The 16,547-nt window shown below is 66.9% G+C and carries 21 protein-coding genes and 1 pseudogene; 9 read left to right on the top strand and 13 right to left on the bottom strand.

The genetic code is table 11. The annotated features are described in order from the left end of the window. Nucleotides 1-143: 143 nt before the first annotated feature. The 6 genes and pseudogenes from ACXJKJ_RS15530 to ACXJKJ_RS15505 all read right to left on the bottom strand — a co-directional run bounded on the left by ACXJKJ_RS15530 (nt 144) and on the right by ACXJKJ_RS15505 (nt 2,594). On the bottom strand, nt 144-746 hold the full coding sequence (locus tag ACXJKJ_RS15530; RefSeq protein ID WP_457390839.1) for a hypothetical protein: 603 nt from the start codon (nt 744-746) through the stop codon (nt 144-146). Then, nucleotides 736-924, bottom strand: a complete 189-nt coding sequence (locus ACXJKJ_RS15525; protein WP_457390837.1) for a hypothetical protein — start codon at nt 922-924, stop codon at nt 736-738. Before ACXJKJ_RS15525 ends, ACXJKJ_RS15530 begins: the two co-directional genes overlap by 11 nt. After that, entirely contained in the window at nt 921-1,139 is a 219-nt protein-coding gene (locus tag ACXJKJ_RS15520; RefSeq protein WP_457390836.1) for a hypothetical protein, read from the bottom strand. Before ACXJKJ_RS15520 ends, ACXJKJ_RS15525 begins: the two co-directional genes overlap by 4 nt. A gap of 113 nt (nt 1,140-1,252) precedes the next feature. Beyond that, a pseudogene (locus ACXJKJ_RS15515) lies at nt 1,253-1,393 on the bottom strand (preprotein translocase); the annotation flags it as partial. A gap of 103 nt (nt 1,394-1,496) precedes the next feature. Beyond that, nucleotides 1,497-1,928: an ExbD/TolR family protein gene (locus ACXJKJ_RS15510; RefSeq protein ID WP_457390834.1), complete on the bottom strand. Its 432-nt coding sequence runs from the start codon at nt 1,926-1,928 to the stop codon at nt 1,497-1,499. Nucleotides 1,929-2,045: 117 nt separating this feature from the next. After that, nucleotides 2,046-2,594 carry a DUF1439 domain-containing protein gene (locus tag ACXJKJ_RS15505; RefSeq protein WP_457390833.1) on the bottom strand — a complete coding sequence of 183 codons (549 nt, stop codon included), beginning with the start codon at nt 2,592-2,594 and terminating at the stop codon, nt 2,046-2,048. Between the two features lie 120 nt (nt 2,595-2,714). On the opposite strand from ACXJKJ_RS15505, the gene ACXJKJ_RS15500 reads away from it, so the two are divergent. The 7 genes from ACXJKJ_RS15500 to ACXJKJ_RS15470 all read left to right on the top strand — a co-directional run bounded on the left by ACXJKJ_RS15500 (nt 2,715) and on the right by ACXJKJ_RS15470 (nt 9,714). Next, entirely contained in the window at nt 2,715-3,911 is a 1,197-nt protein-coding gene (locus ACXJKJ_RS15500) for a PepSY-associated TM helix domain-containing protein (RefSeq protein WP_457390831.1), read from the top strand. Beyond that, a complete protein-coding gene (locus ACXJKJ_RS15495) occupies nt 3,908-5,992 on the top strand; it encodes a TonB-dependent siderophore receptor (RefSeq protein WP_457390829.1) in 2,085 nt (694 codons plus the stop codon). Before ACXJKJ_RS15500 ends, ACXJKJ_RS15495 begins: the two co-directional genes overlap by 4 nt. A gap of 88 nt (nt 5,993-6,080) precedes the next feature. After that, nucleotides 6,081-7,190, top strand: a complete 1,110-nt coding sequence (locus ACXJKJ_RS15490; RefSeq protein WP_457390828.1) for a sigma-54 interaction domain-containing protein — start codon at nt 6,081-6,083, stop codon at nt 7,188-7,190. 82 nt (nt 7,191-7,272) lie between these two features. Then, nucleotides 7,273-8,055: a MotA/TolQ/ExbB proton channel family protein gene (locus ACXJKJ_RS15485; protein WP_457390826.1), complete on the top strand. Its 783-nt coding sequence runs from the start codon at nt 7,273-7,275 to the stop codon at nt 8,053-8,055. A gap of 10 nt (nt 8,056-8,065) precedes the next feature. Continuing rightward, nucleotides 8,066-8,488, top strand: coding sequence for an ExbD/TolR family protein (locus tag ACXJKJ_RS15480; RefSeq protein WP_056193856.1), 423 nt, complete (start codon nt 8,066-8,068; stop codon nt 8,486-8,488). Next, nucleotides 8,485-8,940 (top strand): ExbD/TolR family protein, encoded by a 456-nt coding sequence (locus tag ACXJKJ_RS15475; protein ID WP_457390825.1) that lies wholly within the window; start codon nt 8,485-8,487, stop codon nt 8,938-8,940. The genes ACXJKJ_RS15480 and ACXJKJ_RS15475 overlap by 4 nt, the downstream gene beginning before the upstream one ends. Nucleotides 8,941-8,949: 9 nt before the next feature. Beyond that, entirely contained in the window at nt 8,950-9,714 is a 765-nt protein-coding gene (locus ACXJKJ_RS15470) for an energy transducer TonB (protein WP_457390823.1), read from the top strand. A 66-nt stretch (nt 9,715-9,780) separates the two neighbouring features. On the opposite strand, the gene ACXJKJ_RS15465 is transcribed toward ACXJKJ_RS15470, so the two are convergent. Together ACXJKJ_RS15465 and ACXJKJ_RS15460 are read right to left on the bottom strand one after the other, a co-directional pair. Then, on the bottom strand, nt 9,781-10,092 hold the full coding sequence (locus tag ACXJKJ_RS15465; protein ID WP_457390822.1) for a hypothetical protein: 312 nt from the start codon (nt 10,090-10,092) through the stop codon (nt 9,781-9,783). Between the two features lie 216 nt (nt 10,093-10,308). Beyond that, entirely contained in the window at nt 10,309-10,494 is a 186-nt protein-coding gene (locus ACXJKJ_RS15460) for a DUF3606 domain-containing protein (protein ID WP_457390820.1), read from the bottom strand. Between the two features lie 210 nt (nt 10,495-10,704). Here ACXJKJ_RS15460 and ACXJKJ_RS15455 point away from each other — a divergent pair, with 210 nt between their 5' ends. Beyond that, a complete protein-coding gene (locus ACXJKJ_RS15455; RefSeq protein WP_157281209.1) occupies nt 10,705-10,920 on the top strand; it encodes a hypothetical protein in 216 nt (71 codons plus the stop codon). 9 nt (nt 10,921-10,929) lie between these two features. On the opposite strand, the gene ACXJKJ_RS15450 is transcribed toward ACXJKJ_RS15455, so the two are convergent. Further along, a complete protein-coding gene (locus ACXJKJ_RS15450) occupies nt 10,930-11,187 on the bottom strand; it encodes a hypothetical protein (RefSeq protein WP_457390818.1) in 258 nt (85 codons plus the stop codon). Continuing rightward, nucleotides 11,184-11,366: a hypothetical protein gene (locus ACXJKJ_RS15445; protein WP_056193870.1), complete on the bottom strand. Its 183-nt coding sequence runs from the start codon at nt 11,364-11,366 to the stop codon at nt 11,184-11,186. Before ACXJKJ_RS15445 ends, ACXJKJ_RS15450 begins: the two co-directional genes overlap by 4 nt. 186 nt (nt 11,367-11,552) lie before the next feature. Here ACXJKJ_RS15445 and ACXJKJ_RS15440 point away from each other — a divergent pair, with 186 nt between their 5' ends. Continuing rightward, nucleotides 11,553-13,754, top strand: coding sequence for a putative bifunctional diguanylate cyclase/phosphodiesterase (locus tag ACXJKJ_RS15440; protein ID WP_457390817.1), 2,202 nt, complete (start codon nt 11,553-11,555; stop codon nt 13,752-13,754). A gap of 21 nt (nt 13,755-13,775) precedes the next feature. Here ACXJKJ_RS15440 and ACXJKJ_RS15435 read toward each other — a convergent pair whose 3' ends face one another. From ACXJKJ_RS15435 to ACXJKJ_RS15425, 3 genes are read right to left on the bottom strand one after another with little or no spacing between them, the layout of a single operon-like run. Beyond that, nucleotides 13,776-14,606 carry an arginase family protein gene (locus tag ACXJKJ_RS15435; protein WP_457390816.1) on the bottom strand — a complete coding sequence of 277 codons (831 nt, stop codon included), beginning with the start codon at nt 14,604-14,606 and terminating at the stop codon, nt 13,776-13,778. Then, nucleotides 14,597-15,835, bottom strand: coding sequence for a hypothetical protein (locus tag ACXJKJ_RS15430; protein ID WP_457390814.1), 1,239 nt, complete (start codon nt 15,833-15,835; stop codon nt 14,597-14,599). Before ACXJKJ_RS15430 ends, ACXJKJ_RS15435 begins: the two co-directional genes overlap by 10 nt. A 32-nt stretch (nt 15,836-15,867) precedes the next feature. Then, entirely contained in the window at nt 15,868-16,536 is a 669-nt protein-coding gene (locus tag ACXJKJ_RS15425; protein ID WP_457324600.1) for a methyltransferase, read from the bottom strand. Nucleotides 16,537-16,547 lie beyond the last annotated feature (11 nt).

The following is a 16,547-nucleotide window of genomic DNA, read 5'->3' as shown; positions in this document are numbered from 1 at the left end:
CAGCATGATGTGGCTAGCGCTGGATCAAACACGCCAGCCGACCTGTCGCTGTCGGCCACCCCGCAGTAGACACCGGGGTCTGGGTATGTCCGCTTTTCTGTCACCAATTCGCTTGCCACTGCAGCCTCCCGCATTTGCAAGTGTCAACGCTTCTTCTTCAACGCTGACTCCCAATCCGAATAGTGGTGCTCCATGCCGTTCGATGCAGCTGTTAGAGCCGCTTCCGGCATGCCAACAAGTTGGATTGCGACATTCGCCCTTTCAGTTTTGATGCGACCAAGCACCAGATCTTCGGCCGCAGAGGCTAGCTTGATGAGGTCCTCCGCGTGCTTCGGGCCGCAGAGCACTGCTGACCGGTGATAGGAGCTCCTAACCAGCCTGACGGCTTCACCGTTTTGGAATTCGACGTGCGCTTCTATCCGCCCCTCATCTAACGGCGCAACGCAGTGGGACACGTATTTGTCCCGAAGTTCCTTGTACGTTTCGTGCAACTCGGCAAGCCCAAATTCCGCAGCGTCAGCATGCGACAGCGCGGTGCGCTTTTGACTGCCGAAACACTTGAAATAGCTAACGACGGCCCCTTTGACGACGCCGTCGACGTGCTGAGCAATGAAGTTGGAGTCCTTGCTCATTCGCAGGGCCAGCTGGCAGAGGTCAATCACTTGACCCAACTCGTATGCCACCGAGTGCAGATCAGTAAGCAAGTCGGCAATCTCCGCCGGCAAATACACAGCTTCAATCGCCATAACGGCACACCCATCGAGACAGTTTATATGCCCTGTCGCTCGGCACGCCAAACGGCGGACAACTGTAGAGGTAGCGCATCGGCTTCCCCGACTCATCGACCATCACCGCCATGTCGAAGTCGGAACCGCGCACCACGCTCAGCGCAGCCTCATTAACGTGTGTGTCGTCGTAGTTCATTTGAAATCCTCCGGCGCGCATTCGGCGACGCTGGCCGGCACGTTGCCTGGCTGATCCAGCTCGCGCCGAGACTTGCCCATAGTGGGCGGGAACTTGGCCTTGGCTCGGGCTTCTTGCTCATCGACGGGCTCGCGGACGGGGTCGCACCACCACACCTGCGGCACAGGCTTTGGGCTCTTGGCGCTGAAGCCATGGTCCTCATAGCCGAGCACCATGATCTGACCGTCCCGAATCTTGACTCGGGCTCGGTCGAGCTGCCGCCCTGTGGACCCGCCCTGCCGTACATACGGACGAGGGCGCGCCGAAAGCTTAAGAGCAGGACTGTTGCTCAGGCCACCGAGCGCAGCGACATGGCGGCCTTGGTGGCATCGAACGCCACTCCTGCCTGTTCCAACATCCACGCTTCGATGCGTTCGTGATGCGTGCGCAGCAGGTCCAGCGGTCGAACGGTGTAGTGCTTCTCTGTGGACCATTCCCGCGATCGCCTGTCGGAAGACGACCTCGCGGTTTGGCGAGGTCGGCGCCCTGCTGTATCGCGAAGGCCAGCAGCGGCGCAGTCAGTAAACCGGCGCCTAGCTACTGAACTGCTCGTTCCCCGCCACGCCCAGCTTCTTGACGCTGTGCCGCTGCGCGGAGGCCATCACGGCAGCGAAGGCGCTGTAGTCCACCAACTTGTTCGGCTTGATGTGCACCTCGGGCTGCGCGGCCTCGGCAAGGGCGCCGACTTCCTGCATCTTGGCGTCGACGGCGGCGCGGTTGGCCAGGGGCTGGTCGTCCCAGTAGACCGTGCCGTCGAAGTCGATGGCGACCGTGTGGATGACCGGCTTGGGTTGTGACTTGCCGCCCAGCCCGATGTCCAGGCTGATCGAATGCAGCTGGGTCGGGATGGTCAGGATGAGCATCACCAACAGCACCAGCATCACGTCGATCAACGGCGTCGTGTTGACGTCCATCAAGGTCTCGGCTTCGCCGCTGCCTGCCATCGCTGCAACGTTCATTCCCATGTCGGTCTCCCTCGGGTTGCTGCCATGCGCTCACCGTGACTGGCAAGCGCTGGCACCGATGATGCCCAGCGGACGCCATGAAGACAACGGGAGCCTGCCGCCCTGTTGCTACCGACCCTACTGCACGAAGCTGACCCTCAGCTTCCCATTCACCACCTTCACATCCCTCACCGCCATCTTCGCCAGCGCACCCTTCGCCGTGCTCGCATCGATGGTGTAGACGGGACGAGCCTGCAGCTGTGCGTTGATCATCCCCGGCCCTTGCAGCTTCACGATCGCGGCGTACTCCTCGGGCAAGCCGGCGAACTCCAGCGTCGTGATCTGCACGTCGTCCAGGAAGAGCTGGCCCTCGGCCGGCACATAGCGCGGCCGGCCGGAGAAGCCGACGCGGCCGGTGCGCTCGCGGGTGCCCAGCACGACCTTGGCGTCGGCGGTGAGGCCGATGCGGTCCTCGCCCTCGGTCAGCACGACGACGGGGTTGGACAGGTCCAGGCAGGCGATGAGGAGCTTGCAGTGATGCGTCGGGAAGCGTGGCGCGATGCGGGCCTGCAGCTCGGCCTGCTCGATGTCGAGGTGGCCGTCGGAGATGCGGCTCAAGACGGCACAGGTGGCCAGCGGCAGGACGGCGAGCAGGGTGACGGAGAGGGCAAGAAGGCGGCGGTTCATGACGTCGAAGGCTTCAAGGCGCCGCCGAGTTTGCCCTCGTCCACCCAGAGGGGGCGTAAGTCAGTGTTCGATCAAATGCGAATACAAATGATTCGCATTTGAGTGCTAGCATGGCTGCTTATGCGTGCGTTACTGGTTCTCCTGCACCGCTGGTTTGGCCTGGCGGCGGCGGTTTTTCTGTTCATCGCCGGGCTGACGGGGGCGGTCATCGCCTTTGACCATGAGCTGGACGCCGCGCTGAATCCGCAGTTCTTCGAGGCCCGCAGCGCAGGGCCGGCCCGCCCGGCGCTGGAGCTTGCCGATGCGCTAGAGGCCGCCGACCCGCGGCTGCGCGTGCGCTACCTCCCGTTGCAGGCGGAGCCCGGCCACACGCTGCTGGCCATGGTCGAGCCGCGCGATGCGGACAAGCCGCTGGGCTTCAACCAGCTCGCTGTCGATCCCGCCACCGGCGCCGTGCAAGCCCGCCGGCAGTGGGGCGCCTTGTCGCTGTCGCGCGAGAACCTGCTGCCCTTCCTGTACGCGCTGCACTACAGCCTGCACCTGCCGGAGTCCGGCGGCATCGCCTGGGGCATCTGGCTGATGGGCCTGATCGGCCTGGTCTGGGTGCTGGACTGCTTTGTCGCCATCTATCTGTCCTTCCCCAGCCGGCGCCAGTGGCGCAAGTCCTTTGCCTTCCGCTGGGCCAAGGGGGGCCACGCGCTGACCTTCGACCTGCACCGCAGCGGTGGCGTGTGGCTGTGGCTGCTGGTGCTGGTTGTGGCGCTGACTTCGGTGGCGATGAATCTGCGCCAGCAGGTCGTCGTGCCGCTGGTGTCGGCGGTCTCGCGCATCACGCCCAGCGCCTTCGAGACGCGCCAGCCCAGCGCCAAGCCCATCGCCCCGACGCTGACCCGCGCCCAGGCCCTGGCTGCCGCGCAGACCCAGGCGCGCGAGCGCGGCCTGAAAGCGCCGGCCGGCGGCATCTTCTATGCCGCGGAATACGGCGTCTACGGCGTCGGCTTCTTCCAGCCCGGCAACGACCATGCCGACGGCGGCCTCGGCAACCCCTGGATCTACATCGACGGCCGTGACGGCAGCGCGGCCGGCGCGCTGATCCCCGGCGAGGGCACGGCGGGCGACCTCTATCTGCAGGCCCAGTTCCCGATCCACTCCGGCCGAATCCTGGGCCTGCCCGGCCGCATCCTCGTGTCCGCCCTGGGGCTGGCCATCGCCGTGCTTTCCGTCACCGGCGTGCTGATCTGGCTGCGCAAGGCCCGCGCCCGCCGACACGCGCCCCAAGCGCCTTCCGCTCCCGCCCTGCGTCCTTCCGAAGCATGAAATCAAAGACCGTCCTGATCCTCTCCCCGCTGGCCTTGGCCGCAAGCGCCGCCCTGGCCCAGCAGACCCCGGTGGAGGCCGCCGGCGCGACCCTGCCCATCGTGCGCGTGCAGGCCAAGGCTGCGGACGACGAGAAGAGCAGCAGCAGCGCCACGCGTCTGGAGATGACGCTGCGCGAGACGCCGCAGTCCGTCACTGTCATCGGCCAGCAGCAGATCCGCGACTTCGGCCTCACCGACATCAACAAGCTGCTGGACCTGACCCCGGGCGTGCTGGTCGAACGCGTTGAAACCGACCGCACCTATTTCAGCGCGCGCGGCTTCGACATTCAGAACTTCCAGGTCGATGGCCTCGGCCTGCCCTTTGCCAACGGCGCGCAATGGGGCGCGCTGGACACCGCCGCCTTCGAGCGCGTGGAGGTGCTGCGCGGCGCCACCGGCCTGCTCGCCGGCACCGGCAACCCGTCGGCCACGGTCAACTTCATCCGCAAGCGCGCCGACAGCAAGGCCTTCGCCGCCAGCGCCGCGCTGACGCTGGGTTCGTGGAACCAGCACCGCGTTGAAGCCGATGTGAGCGGCAGCCTGAATGCCGACGGCTCCCTGCGCGGCCGCTTCGTGCTCGCCGACGAAGACAAGGACAGCTGGCTCGACCGTTACAGCCAGCACCGCAGCCTCGGCTATGGCGTGCTGGAGCTGGACATCGGCCGCAGCACGCTGCTGACCGTCGGCCTCAACGCCCAGCGCAGCAAGGCCGACAGCCCGATGTGGGGCGCGCTGCCGATGGTGGACAGCACGGGCAAGCGCATCGACTACTCGCGCAACACCAGCTCGGCCGCCGACTGGGCCTGGTGGACCAACCGCGACACCGAAGCCTTTGCCGAACTGAGCCACGACCTCGGCGACGGCTGGCAGGCGCGCGCCACCGTCTCACGCCGCAGCCGCAGCACGCCCAGCGAGCTCTTCTACGTCTACGGCACGCCCAACCCCGGCGGCGTGCCGGACAGCGGCTTGTACGCCTACCCGTCGGCCTTCGACGGCAAATACGTGGACAGCGTCGCCGACCTCTACGTCTCCGGCCCGTTCAGCCTGTTCGGTCGCGAGCATCAGCTGATGCTCGGCCTCAACGGCGGCCGCCAGACGCTCAGCGAGCTCTCGCTCTATGCCGGCAATATCGGCGCGGCCGTGCCCGGCCTGCAGGGTTGGAACGGTGCCTTCCCCAAGCCGGCCTTCGGCGCGTCGACCGACGGCTCCGACGTGTCGCGCCGCCGCGAGAGCGCCTACGCCGCCGCGCAGTTCAGCGTCAGCGACGCGCTCAAACTGGTGACAGGTTTCAACGCCACCCGCGTGCGCAACGGCGGCATGAGCTACGGCGCCGAGCAGGCCTACAGCCGCAGCGCCGTCAAACCCTATCTCGGCGCCGTGCTGGATCTGGGCGCCAGCACCAGCGCCTACGCGAGCTATGCCGAGGTCTTCAACCCCCAGCTCGAAGCCGACATCGACCGCAAGCCGCTGGGTGCGCTGGAGGGCAGCAACCTCGAGGCCGGTATCAAGACCGAATGGCTCGATGGCCAGCTCAACGCCAGCGCCGCCGTCTTCCGCACCCGCCAGCAGAACGTGCCGGTGCAGGCCGGCACCCGCCCCGACTTCAGCGCCTATTACGAGGGCATCACCGCCACCAGCACCGGCTATGAGCTGGAGCTGTCCGGCAAGCTGACGCCCGACTGGCGGATTGCCGGCGGCTGGACCCAACTGCGCCTGAAGGGCAGCAGCGGCGACGACGTCAACCGCTACATCCCGCGCCGCGTGCTGCGCCTGAGCTCCACGTACCAGCTGCTGCCCCAGCTCAAGCTCGGCGCCGCCGTGCGCTGGCAAAGCGAGATCAGCGACCCGGCGCAGATCGTCAAGCAGAAGGCTTATGCCGTCGTCGACCTGAACGCCGGCTGGGAGTTCAACAAGCAGTGGAGCGCCGGCCTCGCGGTCAACAACGTGGCCGACACGACCTACCTCGGCAGCCTGAAGTGGGACCAGGCCTACTACGCCGCGCCGCGCAGCCTCAGCGCCACCCTGAGCTGGAAGTACTGACGATGTAGGGGGGCGCCGCGCTGAGCGCATATCCATCTGCGCAAAGCGGCGTTCCCTCTTTGGCGTGCGGTGCCTAGAGTGCCGGGCAATGACACGCCTGCTCACCTTCCCCGACTCCCAGCACCAGGTACTGTCGATCCGTGCCAAGGCACTGGTCTTCGACGACCCGGCCTCGCGTGCGCTGCTGGCCCAGGCCGAGCGCGTGGCGGCGAGCGACGCCACCGTGCTGATCATTGGCGAGACCGGTACCGGCAAGGAGTTGATCGCCCGCCACATCCACAACAGCAGCGGCCGCCGCGGCCCCTTCCTGGCCGTGAACTGCGGCGCCTTCACCGAGCAGCTGGTCGAAACCGAGCTCTTTGGCCATGAAGCCGGCGCTTACACGGGCGCCACCAGCGCACGCGCCGGCTGGTTCGAGGCCGCCGCCGATGGCACGCTGTTCCTCGACGAGGTGGGCGACCTGCCGCCGTCCGTGCAGGTCAAGCTGCTGCGCGTGCTGCAGGAGCGCCAGGTCGTGCGYATCGGCTCGCGCAAGCCCATCGACGTGCGYGTGCGCCTCGTGGCCGCCACCAATGTGCGGCTGGAGCAGGCCGTGGCCGCGGGCCACTTCCGCGCTGACCTCTACTACCGCCTCAGCGTCGCCACGCTGCAACTCGCACCGCTGGCCCAGCGGCCGGGCGACATCCTGGCGCTGGCCGAGCACTTCATCGAGGTCTACAGCCGCCGCCTCGGGCTCACGCAGGTGCGCCTCAGCGCGGATGCGCGCGACGCACTGCTCGGCTACGCCTGGCCCGGCAATATCCGCGAGCTGGAAAACGTCATCCATTACGCGCTGATCATCTGCCGCGACGGCAGCATCGCCCGCGAGGATCTGCAGTTGCATGCGGTGGCGCGGCCCGGGCCGGCGGTCGTTGCGCCGCCGGCGGAAGCGGTGGCCGAGGAGGTGCTGGAGCGCGTTTTCGATCGGCTCTTCGACGAGGCGCCCCAGGCGCTGCACGCGCGCGTCGAGTCCGCACTGGTCCGCGCTGCCTACCGCCACTGCCACCACAACCAGGTGCATACCGCGGCGCTGCTGGGCATCACGCGCAATGTGCTGCGCACGCACTTGAAGCGCCTGGGCCTGCTGGCGCCCGCGCGTAACGCCGCGCCGCAGCTCGCTCATGAGGCCATGCCCGCGCGCCTTCACGCCGCTGCATGAGCTAACGCGAAAAGCTTAGTTCGCGCTTCGCAGGGCGCTGCGCACACTGCCCCGGTCCCTCTGCTTTACTCCACACACGCCGATGAACGCCTCCACCTTTGCCCGTCGCGCCCTCGCGCCACTCGCCCTGCTCCTCATCGCCAGCGCCGCCCATGCCCAGGGCGACAACCCCTATGGCGTCGGCTCCGTCTGGGAGAAGAGCGACGCAGTCACCAAGGTCGTGCTCTTCACCCTCGTCGCGATGAGCGCGGGCAGCTGGTACGTCATCATCACCAAGCTGCTGCAGCAGGCTCGCCTGGGCGTGCAGTCGCGTGCCGCGCAGCGGGATTTCTGGAGCGCCGGCACCGTCAAGGCGGGCGCCGAGAAGCTGTCGCCCAAGAGCCCGTACCGCTACATCGCCGAGGCGAGCCTGGAGGCCACGCAGCGCCACCACGGCCTGCGCGCCAAGGTCGACTTCGCTGACTGGGTGGACCTCTCCCTGCACCGCGCCACGGAGCGCGTGCAGCGCCAGCTCTCCACGGGCCTGAGCCTGCTGGCCACCGTCGGCTCCACCTCGCCCTTCGTCGGCCTGCTGGGCACGGTCTGGGGCATCTATCACGCGCTCACCGCCATCGGCGTGGCCGGCCAGGCCTCCATCGACAAGGTGGCCGGCCCGGTGGGTGAGGCGTTGATCATGACGGCCATCGGCTTGTTCGTCGCCGTGCCTGCCGTGCTGGGCTACAACGCGCTGCTGCGCCGCAACGCACTGGTGCTGGACGACGTGCGCGACTTCTCCGGCGAGCTGCACTCGGTGCTGCTGGGTTCGGCACACGAAGAGCCCGCCTCTGCGGAGCAGCCGGCGGGCCTGAGCCCCGCCCTGGCCTGAGCACTGCGCCATGGCCATCCAGATTGCGCAGGGTGCCGACGAGGCGGTCTCGTCCATCAACACGACGCCGCTCGTCGACGTCATGCTGGTGCTGCTCATCATCTTCCTCATCACCATCCCGGTCGTGAACTTCTCGGTGCCGGTGGAGCTGCCCAAGCAGCGCAACGAGGTGCGCGAGAGCGAGCCCAAGGACGTGGTCATCACCGTCTCACGCGATGGCAAGCTCTACTGGTTCGATGCACCCGTGGCCAGCAAGGACGCGCTGTTCGAGCGGCTCAAGGGCATTGCCCAGCAGCAGCCCCAGCCCGAGGTGCATGTGCGCGGTGACGCCGGCAGCGACTACGCCCCTGTAGGCCGGGTGCTGCTGGCCGCCCAGCGCGCCGGCATTGCCAAGGTGGGCTTCATCACCGAGCCGCCAGCGAGGGCGCTATGAGTGCGGGACCTCTGCGCAAGGCGGCTCGTGCGCGCCGCCAGGTCACGTCGGCCCTGCCCGTGCCGGACATCAACACCACGCCGCTGATCGACGTCATGCTGGTGCTGTTGGTGATGCTCATCATCACGATCCCGGTCCAGTTGCACAGCGTCAAGCTCAACCTGCCGATCGCGCCGCCGAGCGCGCCGCCGCCCACACCGCCCGAGGTCGTGCGGCTGGACATCACGCCGGATGCCGTGCTGTGGAACGGCGAGGCCATCGCCGACCAGGTCTCGCTGCGCGAGCGCCTGGACGCCGCCGGCAAGCAGGCCACGCAGCCCGAGGTTCACGTGCGCCCGCAGCCCGGTGCCAAGTACGACAACTTCGCAGCCGTCATGACGGCGGCCCACCAGGCCGGCCTGACCAAGCTCGGCGTGACCGGCAGCGAGCAGTTCCTGGACGACTCGCAGTAGGAGAGATTCATGAGTGCAGTTCTTTCACCGGGTATCTCCGGCGGCCTGACGCTGAACGGCACCCGCGCCGCGCCGCGCCGGCTCGTTGCGCCAGCGCCTTTGGCCACCACGGCACCGCTGCGCTCGCAGCTGAAGCCGCCGGCCGGCGCCAACCGCGGCACCGGCATCGCCCTCGTCGTCGGCCTGCACATCGTGCTGGGCTGGGGGCTGACGACGGGCCTCGCGTCCAAGGCCGTCGATGCGATCAAGAAGCCCATCGAAATGGCCCTGCTGCCCGAGGTGCTGCCGCCGCCACCACCCCCACCACCGCCGCCCAAGGTCGTCAAGATCGAGCCGGTGCAGAAGGCCGCTCCGCCGCCAGCCTATGTGCCGCCGCCCGAGGTAGTGCCCGCCGTCGCGCCACCGCCCGCGCCCATCCAGGTCGTGCAGGCGCAGCCGCCGAAGGAAACGGTTGTCGTGGCGGCAGCACTCGCGCCTGTGCCCGCACCGCCGCCGCCCGCAGCACCCGCCGTCGTGAAGCGCGAGATCAGCCTGGCCTGCCCCGGCTATGAGGCCGTGCTGGCCTCCGCGCTGGAAGAGGCCATCGACCGCGTCGGCCTCAAAGGCACGGTGCAGACACTGATCAAGATCCGCGGCAACCAGGTCGTGGACGTGCTGCCGCAATCAGGCCCCAAGGAGTACCACAAGTACGTTCAGGCCGCCGTCAAGCGCATGCGCTGCACGGCCGGTGGTGCCGATGAGGTGCAGGTGTCCCTGCCCGTCATATTTTCCTGACACGACGGGCATGCAAGGTAACGCGGCGGCGCGCCAATGGGGCGCCAGCAGCCGGCTGAAAGAGGTTCAGTGGCGGTCTGCGCGCGCCGGCAGGGCGGCCATGCTGCCGCTATCCCCGGATGGCGTGGCGACAGCGTTTGCGTCGCTGGGCTCGAGGTCCCCAGCGCGCCGGTCACGCAGCACGGAGCGAGCTTCGTAGAGGCAGTCGGCGCGCGACTGGATGGTGTTGCCGGACAGGCAATTGGCGCGTTCCTGTTGGTAGATTTCCGTGGCGCTCTGCGTTTGTGCGGTGATGGGCAACACGATCGCGACCACGGCCGCTGCGGCAACAGCCGTGCGGACCGGCGTCTGCCATGAAGTGAATCGGCGGATGCTCATGACGTACTCCTGGTGGATCAGGCACTGATCGGGCTTCGCCAGCCCGGCAGTGCCGGTACCGTTGCTGGCTGGGAAGCGGGGCAATCCAAGTGCTGGCTGCGTCTGGCGCCGGCCAGATCTGGTGCTTTCCGGTTACTCGCGATGACTTGTTGACGCCTTTTGCCGCGGAGCCGCCTGGCGACGTTGTTGACGTTCCAGGTTGCGACCCGCACGGCGTTACCGCTTGCTGGCCTTCAAGTGGGCCTCAACGGCTGCGGCGTCGTTGCCGACTGCCTTCACGGCCGCCTTGAGCGCGTCCGGCGTCACGCCGAACTTCGTGGCCCAGTCGCGCACCTCGTAGTCCTCGCTGAGGCTGATGCGGCTGCGATCCTGGCCGCCGGTCTTGGTCTTGTCGTCTGACATGGAAGTCTCCTAGAATGCCCATGAAACCGCCATCGTGGTGCCGTTGGAGCGAGGCGCATGAAGGACAAGTCCCCGCCGTGCTGCAAGCGTCGGCCTACGCCATGCAGAGTCCGCAGATTAGGGATGCGGCGGCGGGATGAGCCGGCGTCCTACAACCCAGCTTGGATGGGACGCCCAGGATGGCATTCGCTGCGACTGCCGGAGCGTGCCATGACCCAGAGTTTTGATCGGTCCCGGCTGGCCGAAATTGCCGAAGCGCCGCCGATGCCTCGGGTGGCTTTCCCAGGCCGGGAGGAGATCGCCGTCATGCGGCGAAGCCTGCGGCGGATACGGGAACTGTTGAAACGCAAAGGCCGTGAGTCGCGAGCGTCCCGCCGCGAGCGGGAGCCGGCCGCAGCGGCGCGCCGCCTGGTCTCGGTGGGCTGAAGCTTCGCGTTACCAGCGTTCGGCGGGAAACGTCGGCGCTTTCGGTGTGGTGCGGTCCTTGGCCAAACGTTCCAGGGTGCCGGGCTCCAGGCGGTCCCATCGAACCGCGTCTTCACCGCGCCGCGGCTCGGCCGTTTGAGCCGGGTTGCCCGGTATCGAGGCCGGCGCAACCGGCTGGGTTCGCGCGGGTGCACCCGCGACGGCGCTCGTTGCGACCGCGCAGCCTGCGAGCAGGCCAAGGGCAGAACCTGGGAGATCGAACTTCATTGCGGGCTCCTTCGCTGGGTGCGGGACAGGACACCAAAGCCGGGGAATGCGCGCGCCCAGAACGCCAGCTCGAAGATACCGCCGAGGGCCAGCAGGGCGGTGGCGCCGCTATCCAGCCCAATGCCATAGCAGGCCAGGGCGGCCAGCAGGAGGGCGGCGGTCACGAGGCGGTGTTTCATGGCATCCCGATGCAACGCTTGAGATGGCCATGCTAACGCGACGCCGCCTGCATGGCCGTCATCCAGCGTGAGTTGGCTGCCCACGACCAAGCGGGTAGAGTCAGCGGCGATTGCGGGAATCCAAGGGGCTTGCATGTTCCGTGGGCTCCCACTGATATCTGGCGCCAGGGAGGCGAACAGTTAGCCATGCAATATCTGCCCTCCAGCTACGCCCCGTGGGTGGTCGCTGCGTCGCTGCTGATCGCCAGCTTTGCGTCCTATGTTGCGCTTGATCTGGCCAAGCGGGTCCGCACCCGTGACCGCGGCGTCGCCGTGAATTGGTGGGTCGGCGGCTCGCTGGCGATGGGCACCGGCATCTGGTGCATGCACTTCGTGGGCATGCTTGCCTTCTCTCTGCCGATTCCGCTCGGCTATACCGTGGTGCTGACGGTGGCATCGTGGATCGCCGGGGTCGCCGTGTCGGCCATCGCCCTGTTTGTCGCGAGCCAAGGCGAGCTCACCTGGCGCCGCCTGGCCGGTGGCGCCATCGCGATGGGGCTGGGCATCTGCGCGATGCACTACACCGGCATGGCAGCGCTCGACATGTCGCCCGGCATCGTCTGGAATTTGCTGTTGGTCGCGGCATCGGCGCTGATCGCGATCGCTGCGTCGGCGGCGGCGTTGTTGATCTTCTTCTGGCTGCGCAAGGTGGGGGAGAGGCGCGGCATGGTCTTCCAACCCCTGGCCGCGCTGGTGATGGGCATCGCCATTTGCGGCATGCACTACACGGGCATGGCGGCGGCGAGTTTTCCGGCCGGCACCGTCTGCCTGAGCGCTGACGCGTTGGCAGGCCCGCAGCTCGGGATGATGGTGTCGGTGTCATCCGTCGCGTTGCTGGCGATGACCTTGTTCACTTCGACCCTCGACGCCCGCATGCGCAGCTCGCTGAAGGTCGCGAACGTGAAGCTGGAAACGGCCAACGAGGAGCTGCGCCGGCGTGCCTTCCAGGATCCGCTCACCGGCCTGCCCAATCGCATGCTGTTCGAGGACCGCCTGACCCACGCGCTGCAGCGCCATGCGCGCAACGGCGAGCAGATCTCGGAGCGCAATGCCGGCAAGGTGGCCGTGCTGTTTGTCGACCTGGACGGCTTCAAGCCGGTCAACGACTCGCTCGGCCATGCCGCCGGCGATGCGGTGCTGAGGGAGGTTGCCGTGCGCCTGCGTTCAGCGGCCCGCGACGCCGACACGGTGGCGCGCATCGGTGGCGACGAGTTCGTTCTGCTGATGGAGGACGTCAGCAGCCTGGTGGACTGCGTCAGCCTCGCCCGCCGCCTGATCGAGGCACTGGCGGCACCTCTGGAGATCGGCGGCCGCCGGGTTGCCTTGTCTGGATCGGTTGGCATCGCCGCCTACCCTGATCACGGTGACGGCGACAAGCTGGTCATGCATGCGGACGCCGCGATGTACACCGCCAAACGCGCCGGGGGCAGCACCTATGCGCTGTACGAGGCGCATATGGACGAAGGTGCGCAGGAGCAGCTCAATCTGCTGAACGACCTTCGCCATGCCATCGAGCATGAGCAACTGCAGCTCTATTACCAACCCAAGATCGATGGCCAGCATGGCCAGATCCGCGGTGTCGAAGCCCTGCTGCGCTGGAATCATCCGGAGCGCGGCCTGCTGGCCCCGGGTCTGTTCATCCCTCTCGCAGAGCGCTTCGGCCTCATCAACGGCCTTGGCAGCTGGGTCATCGAAGAGGCCTGCCGGCAGATGCGCGCCTGGGCCGAGATCGGGCTGCACATGCGCGTGGCGATCAACCTGTCGGTGCATCAACTGCGCGAGGAAGACCTGGCGGCGCGGATCGAAGCGGCCCTTTCCAGGAACTTGGTCGAACCCTCCCAACTGCTTTGCGAAATCACCGAATCCGTCGCGATGGAGGATCTCAAAAGCACGCAGCGCGCGTTCGAGGAGTTGGCCCGGATCGGCGTGTTTCTCTCCATCGACGATTTCGGGACCGGCTATTCCAGCCTCAGCTATCTGCGCCAGCTGCCCGCCCGCCAGCTCAAGATCGATCGCAGCTTCGTTGCCGACGTCGAGACCAGCAGCGACGCCAAGGCCATCGTCAGCGCCGTCATCCAGTTGGCCCATGAGCTGGGGTTGCGCGTCGTCGCCGAGGGTGTGGAGACCAAGGGGCAACGCGACATCCTGCTGGCGCTGCACTGCGACGAACTGCAGGGCTATTTCCTGGCGCGGCCCATGGCGGCCGAGACGCTGCAGGCCTGGACCGAAGGGCAAAAGCCCGCTGGCACGGCTGATTTCTCACCCTCTGTATTGGGTGGTCATCTCATGATGGAGGCCGGGGCCCTGGGCGCGATGGGCTTGCAGGACAACACGGCGACGCCGTTCTGACGACAACCGGGCAGCGCGGCCTCAGGCGTCGAGCAGCGTGTTCAAGATCTCCAGGCAGGCCTGGGCGGTCCGGTTGTCGGCGTCCTGTTCCTCATGCCATGCAGAGACGGAGACGGCGACGATGTTGTACGCGCGCAGGGCGCCAAAGAAGTCGGCCATGTCCGCGGCACTGGGGCCGCGCTGGACATGGTATTTGAGCGCAGGCATATGGGCCGGGTCGTCGATGATGTCGGTATCCCAGTGCAGGTAGATGCGCTCCTGCGGTTGCAGGTGTGCCAGCACTTCGTCGAGCGGGCAGCGCAGGATCTGGGAGCCGAGCAGCGCTTCGCGCTCGCCGGGGTCGAGATCGCGGGCATCGGCGAGAACGATTTGCTGTTGTGGATAAGCCTGCACGCCTATGGTGGCCAGGCAGGCGCGTGCCGCCTGGCTGCGCGGGTCGAGATCGTGGTCGACCCGTCCGACGAACAGGGCCAGGGGCATGCCGCCGATGTACTGGGTCTGGCTGCTGGACCAGGTGTGGAAGTCGCCATGGGCATCCAGCCAGAGCACACGCTCGGGCGGCTGGCCGGCTTGCTGCAGCCCGGCCAGTAGCCCCAAGCTGGAGACACAGTCGCCGGCGAGGCTGACTGGCCGGCAGCCACTGTGGGCCAGCGTGGCGACACGAGCAGCCAGCAGGGCGTAGAGGTGCCCCAAGCTGTCCAGCTTGGCGATGGGATCGTCGATCCGCGTCGCATGCTGCCGTGCCGGTGCCAGCACTTCCCAGGGATGGGGGTCGATGTCGAGCACGCGGCGCAGGCCGTCGCGGCGCTGGCCCATCAGGTAGGGCAGCAGAAGCCTTGCATTCACAGCCATCTGTCGGGCTCCATGGGATAGCCAAGCCTGTCCATCATCTCGCGCACCTCGGTCCGCTGAGCCAGGTCCAGCAGCAAGGCGCTTCTTTTGTGCCAGCGTTTGGAGCTCGGTGGTTCGGTGGCCATCTTGATGGGCAGCGCATCTGGCGGGGCCATGGCGGGCAGGCCCAGATGGTCGGTGATCAACCGCAGCGTTGCGATGGGGTTGTCGACGAAGTCTTCAAAAGACACGCGCAGGGTGCAGACGCCGCTTTGCAGGATGGCTTCGTGGATGGAGTACCACTGGTTCAGGCACACCTCTTCCAGCTTCGCCCGGGTGAACTGGCGCCAGTTGGGTGGCAGGTCGAACTTCCACCACTTGCGGCCGAAAGCCACGGTGTCGGAATAGCCGGGGATGGCGAGTTCGCAGCCGATCTTGCTGAGGTCGTGGGAGAAGAATCCCAGCGGGTAGAGCCAGCCGTCCATCAGGCCGTTGATGGACTGCGCGAAACCCCGGGTCAGATGGATGTAGCTCACCTCGGCGTTGGGGAACAACTGCTCGTACATGCCGATGCGGTAGGCGTCGGACGGCGCCTTGAACAGCAGCACCGATTCCCGCACATCGGCCGAGCCGAAGGGCCGCCGCTTGAGCGTGGGTACCACGAAGGGAGGCTCCTCGATTTTCAAGGGTTCGTCGAAGTGCCGGCCGTCGCCGCGGTTGGCCTTGCCGTCGTAGTAGCTGATCCGCCAAGGCTCGTCGCTGAACACGGTGGAGAGCACAAGTTCCTGGAGCTCGGTTTCGCTGCGACGCTCGCCGCCTTCGAACTGGCCCAAGGCCGCCTCCAGCGACTGTTCCAGGCGCCGCTCGGCAGCGGTGTCCAGGAAACGCGACGGGAACTGCAGCAGCAGCCGGTTCTTCCACTTCCTGAGCAGCAGCTCGGTATCGAGGAGGTCCGCCGAGGCAAAGGAAACCTCGTCCAGAATGTTGCTGCTCAATTCCTCGACATTGGCCACCCGCTCGATGCCATCGCTGTCGGAGTTCTGATTGAAGCCGTTGCCCGACAAGGCCAGCAACGGGTCCAGTTCCCCATCCAGTGAAGCGATGCTCGGATGCAGGGCCAGGGCCTCCTTGAAGAGGCTGGATCCGCCGCGCGAGCCGCACAGGATGACGGCCACCCTGCGGACCCTCGTTCTCAGGCCTGAGCGCGGGACGGCGCGGCGCGCCTTGATGGCCAGTAGCAGGCTGTCCATGGGGGGGCGATGCGTCAGGTTCCTGGAATCGATCAGGCCCAGGTCATCTCGTAGACGAAGAATTGCTGGCGCCCGGTTTCGTCCGTGGCCTCGCTGGCCAGCTCCCTGGTCTGCAGGCCCGCTGTTTGCGCCAGGCGCTTCATGGCCTCGATCTCACCGAAGTTGGACTGCACGAAATAGATGCGCCCTTTGGGCTTCAAATGCCGGCCCACGCCTTCGAAGAAGCGCGTGTTGGTCTTGAAATCGGTGTCCCACTGGGACATGGCCACCACATCGTGTGCCGGCTTGTTTCGAAACGGCAGGTTGGCGGTGATGACATCGAACTGCTCGTCGCCCAGCGCCTCGAACAAATTGGACTGCAGCGCTGTCATGGTGCCGGCAAAGCCGTGCATCTGGGCGTTGTGGGTGGCGCTTTGGATGGCCGCCGGGTTGATGTCCACGCCCACCACCCGCCCGGCGCCCTGATAGCAGGCAAAGATGCCGATGACGCCCGAGCCGGTACCCACGTCCAGCACGGTTTCGCCTGGCGCGACCGTGAAATTCCTGACCAGCGGCAGGCTGTCGGCGAAGGGCCAGAAGGTGTCGGGGTAGACCAGGAACTCCTTGTCCAGATAGCGGACTTTGCGGCCTTCCGGCGGCACGGATTTGAAGAGTTGCTGCCGCTGTGCCTGCCACTGGTCTGTGTAGCTCGTCAGGTCCATCTGCCACCTCC

This window comes from Roseateles sp. P5_E1, assembly GCF_054049335.1.
This window is presented reverse-complemented; position numbering and strand designations above follow the sequence as displayed.

Excerpts from the sequence above, each read along its gene's own strand:
- ACXJKJ_RS15510 (WP_457390834.1), bottom strand. The coding sequence starts at position 1,928 with ATGGGAATGAACGTTGCAGCGATGGCAGGCAGCGGCGAAGCCGAGACC.
- ACXJKJ_RS15530 (WP_457390839.1), bottom strand. The coding sequence starts at position 746 with ATGGCGATTGAAGCTGTGTATTTGCCGGCGGAGATTGCCGACTTGCTT.
- ACXJKJ_RS15520 (WP_457390836.1), bottom strand. The coding sequence starts at position 1,139 with ATGGTGCTCGGCTATGAGGACCATGGCTTCAGCGCCAAGAGCCCAAAG.
- ACXJKJ_RS15485 (WP_457390826.1), top strand. The coding sequence starts at position 7,273 with ATGAACGCCTCCACCTTTGCCCGTCGCGCCCTCGCGCCACTCGCCCTG.
- ACXJKJ_RS15495 (WP_457390829.1), top strand. The coding sequence starts at position 3,908 with ATGAAATCAAAGACCGTCCTGATCCTCTCCCCGCTGGCCTTGGCCGCA.
- ACXJKJ_RS15430 (WP_457390814.1), bottom strand. The coding sequence starts at position 15,835 with ATGGACAGCCTGCTACTGGCCATCAAGGCGCGCCGCGCCGTCCCGCGC.
- ACXJKJ_RS15505 (WP_457390833.1), bottom strand. The coding sequence starts at position 2,594 with ATGAACCGCCGCCTTCTTGCCCTCTCCGTCACCCTGCTCGCCGTCCTG.
- ACXJKJ_RS15440 (WP_457390817.1), top strand. The coding sequence starts at position 11,553 with ATGCAATATCTGCCCTCCAGCTACGCCCCGTGGGTGGTCGCTGCGTCG.
- ACXJKJ_RS15480 (WP_056193856.1), top strand. The coding sequence starts at position 8,066 with ATGGCCATCCAGATTGCGCAGGGTGCCGACGAGGCGGTCTCGTCCATC.
- ACXJKJ_RS15460 (WP_457390820.1), bottom strand. The coding sequence starts at position 10,494 with ATGTCAGACGACAAGACCAAGACCGGCGGCCAGGATCGCAGCCGCATC.
- ACXJKJ_RS15465 (WP_457390822.1), bottom strand. The coding sequence starts at position 10,092 with ATGAGCATCCGCCGATTCACTTCATGGCAGACGCCGGTCCGCACGGCT.
- ACXJKJ_RS15425 (WP_457324600.1), bottom strand. The coding sequence starts at position 16,536 with ATGGACCTGACGAGCTACACAGACCAGTGGCAGGCACAGCGGCAGCAA.
- ACXJKJ_RS15435 (WP_457390816.1), bottom strand. The coding sequence starts at position 14,606 with ATGGCTGTGAATGCAAGGCTTCTGCTGCCCTACCTGATGGGCCAGCGC.
- ACXJKJ_RS15455 (WP_157281209.1), top strand. The coding sequence starts at position 10,705 with ATGACCCAGAGTTTTGATCGGTCCCGGCTGGCCGAAATTGCCGAAGCG.
- ACXJKJ_RS15475 (WP_457390825.1), top strand. The coding sequence starts at position 8,485 with ATGAGTGCGGGACCTCTGCGCAAGGCGGCTCGTGCGCGCCGCCAGGTC.
- ACXJKJ_RS15445 (WP_056193870.1), bottom strand. The coding sequence starts at position 11,366 with ATGAAACACCGCCTCGTGACCGCCGCCCTCCTGCTGGCCGCCCTGGCC.
- ACXJKJ_RS15450 (WP_457390818.1), bottom strand. The coding sequence starts at position 11,187 with ATGAAGTTCGATCTCCCAGGTTCTGCCCTTGGCCTGCTCGCAGGCTGC.
- ACXJKJ_RS15525 (WP_457390837.1), bottom strand. The coding sequence starts at position 924 with ATGAACTACGACGACACACACGTTAATGAGGCTGCGCTGAGCGTGGTG.
- ACXJKJ_RS15500 (WP_457390831.1), top strand. The coding sequence starts at position 2,715 with ATGCGTGCGTTACTGGTTCTCCTGCACCGCTGGTTTGGCCTGGCGGCG.
- ACXJKJ_RS15470 (WP_457390823.1), top strand. The coding sequence starts at position 8,950 with ATGAGTGCAGTTCTTTCACCGGGTATCTCCGGCGGCCTGACGCTGAAC.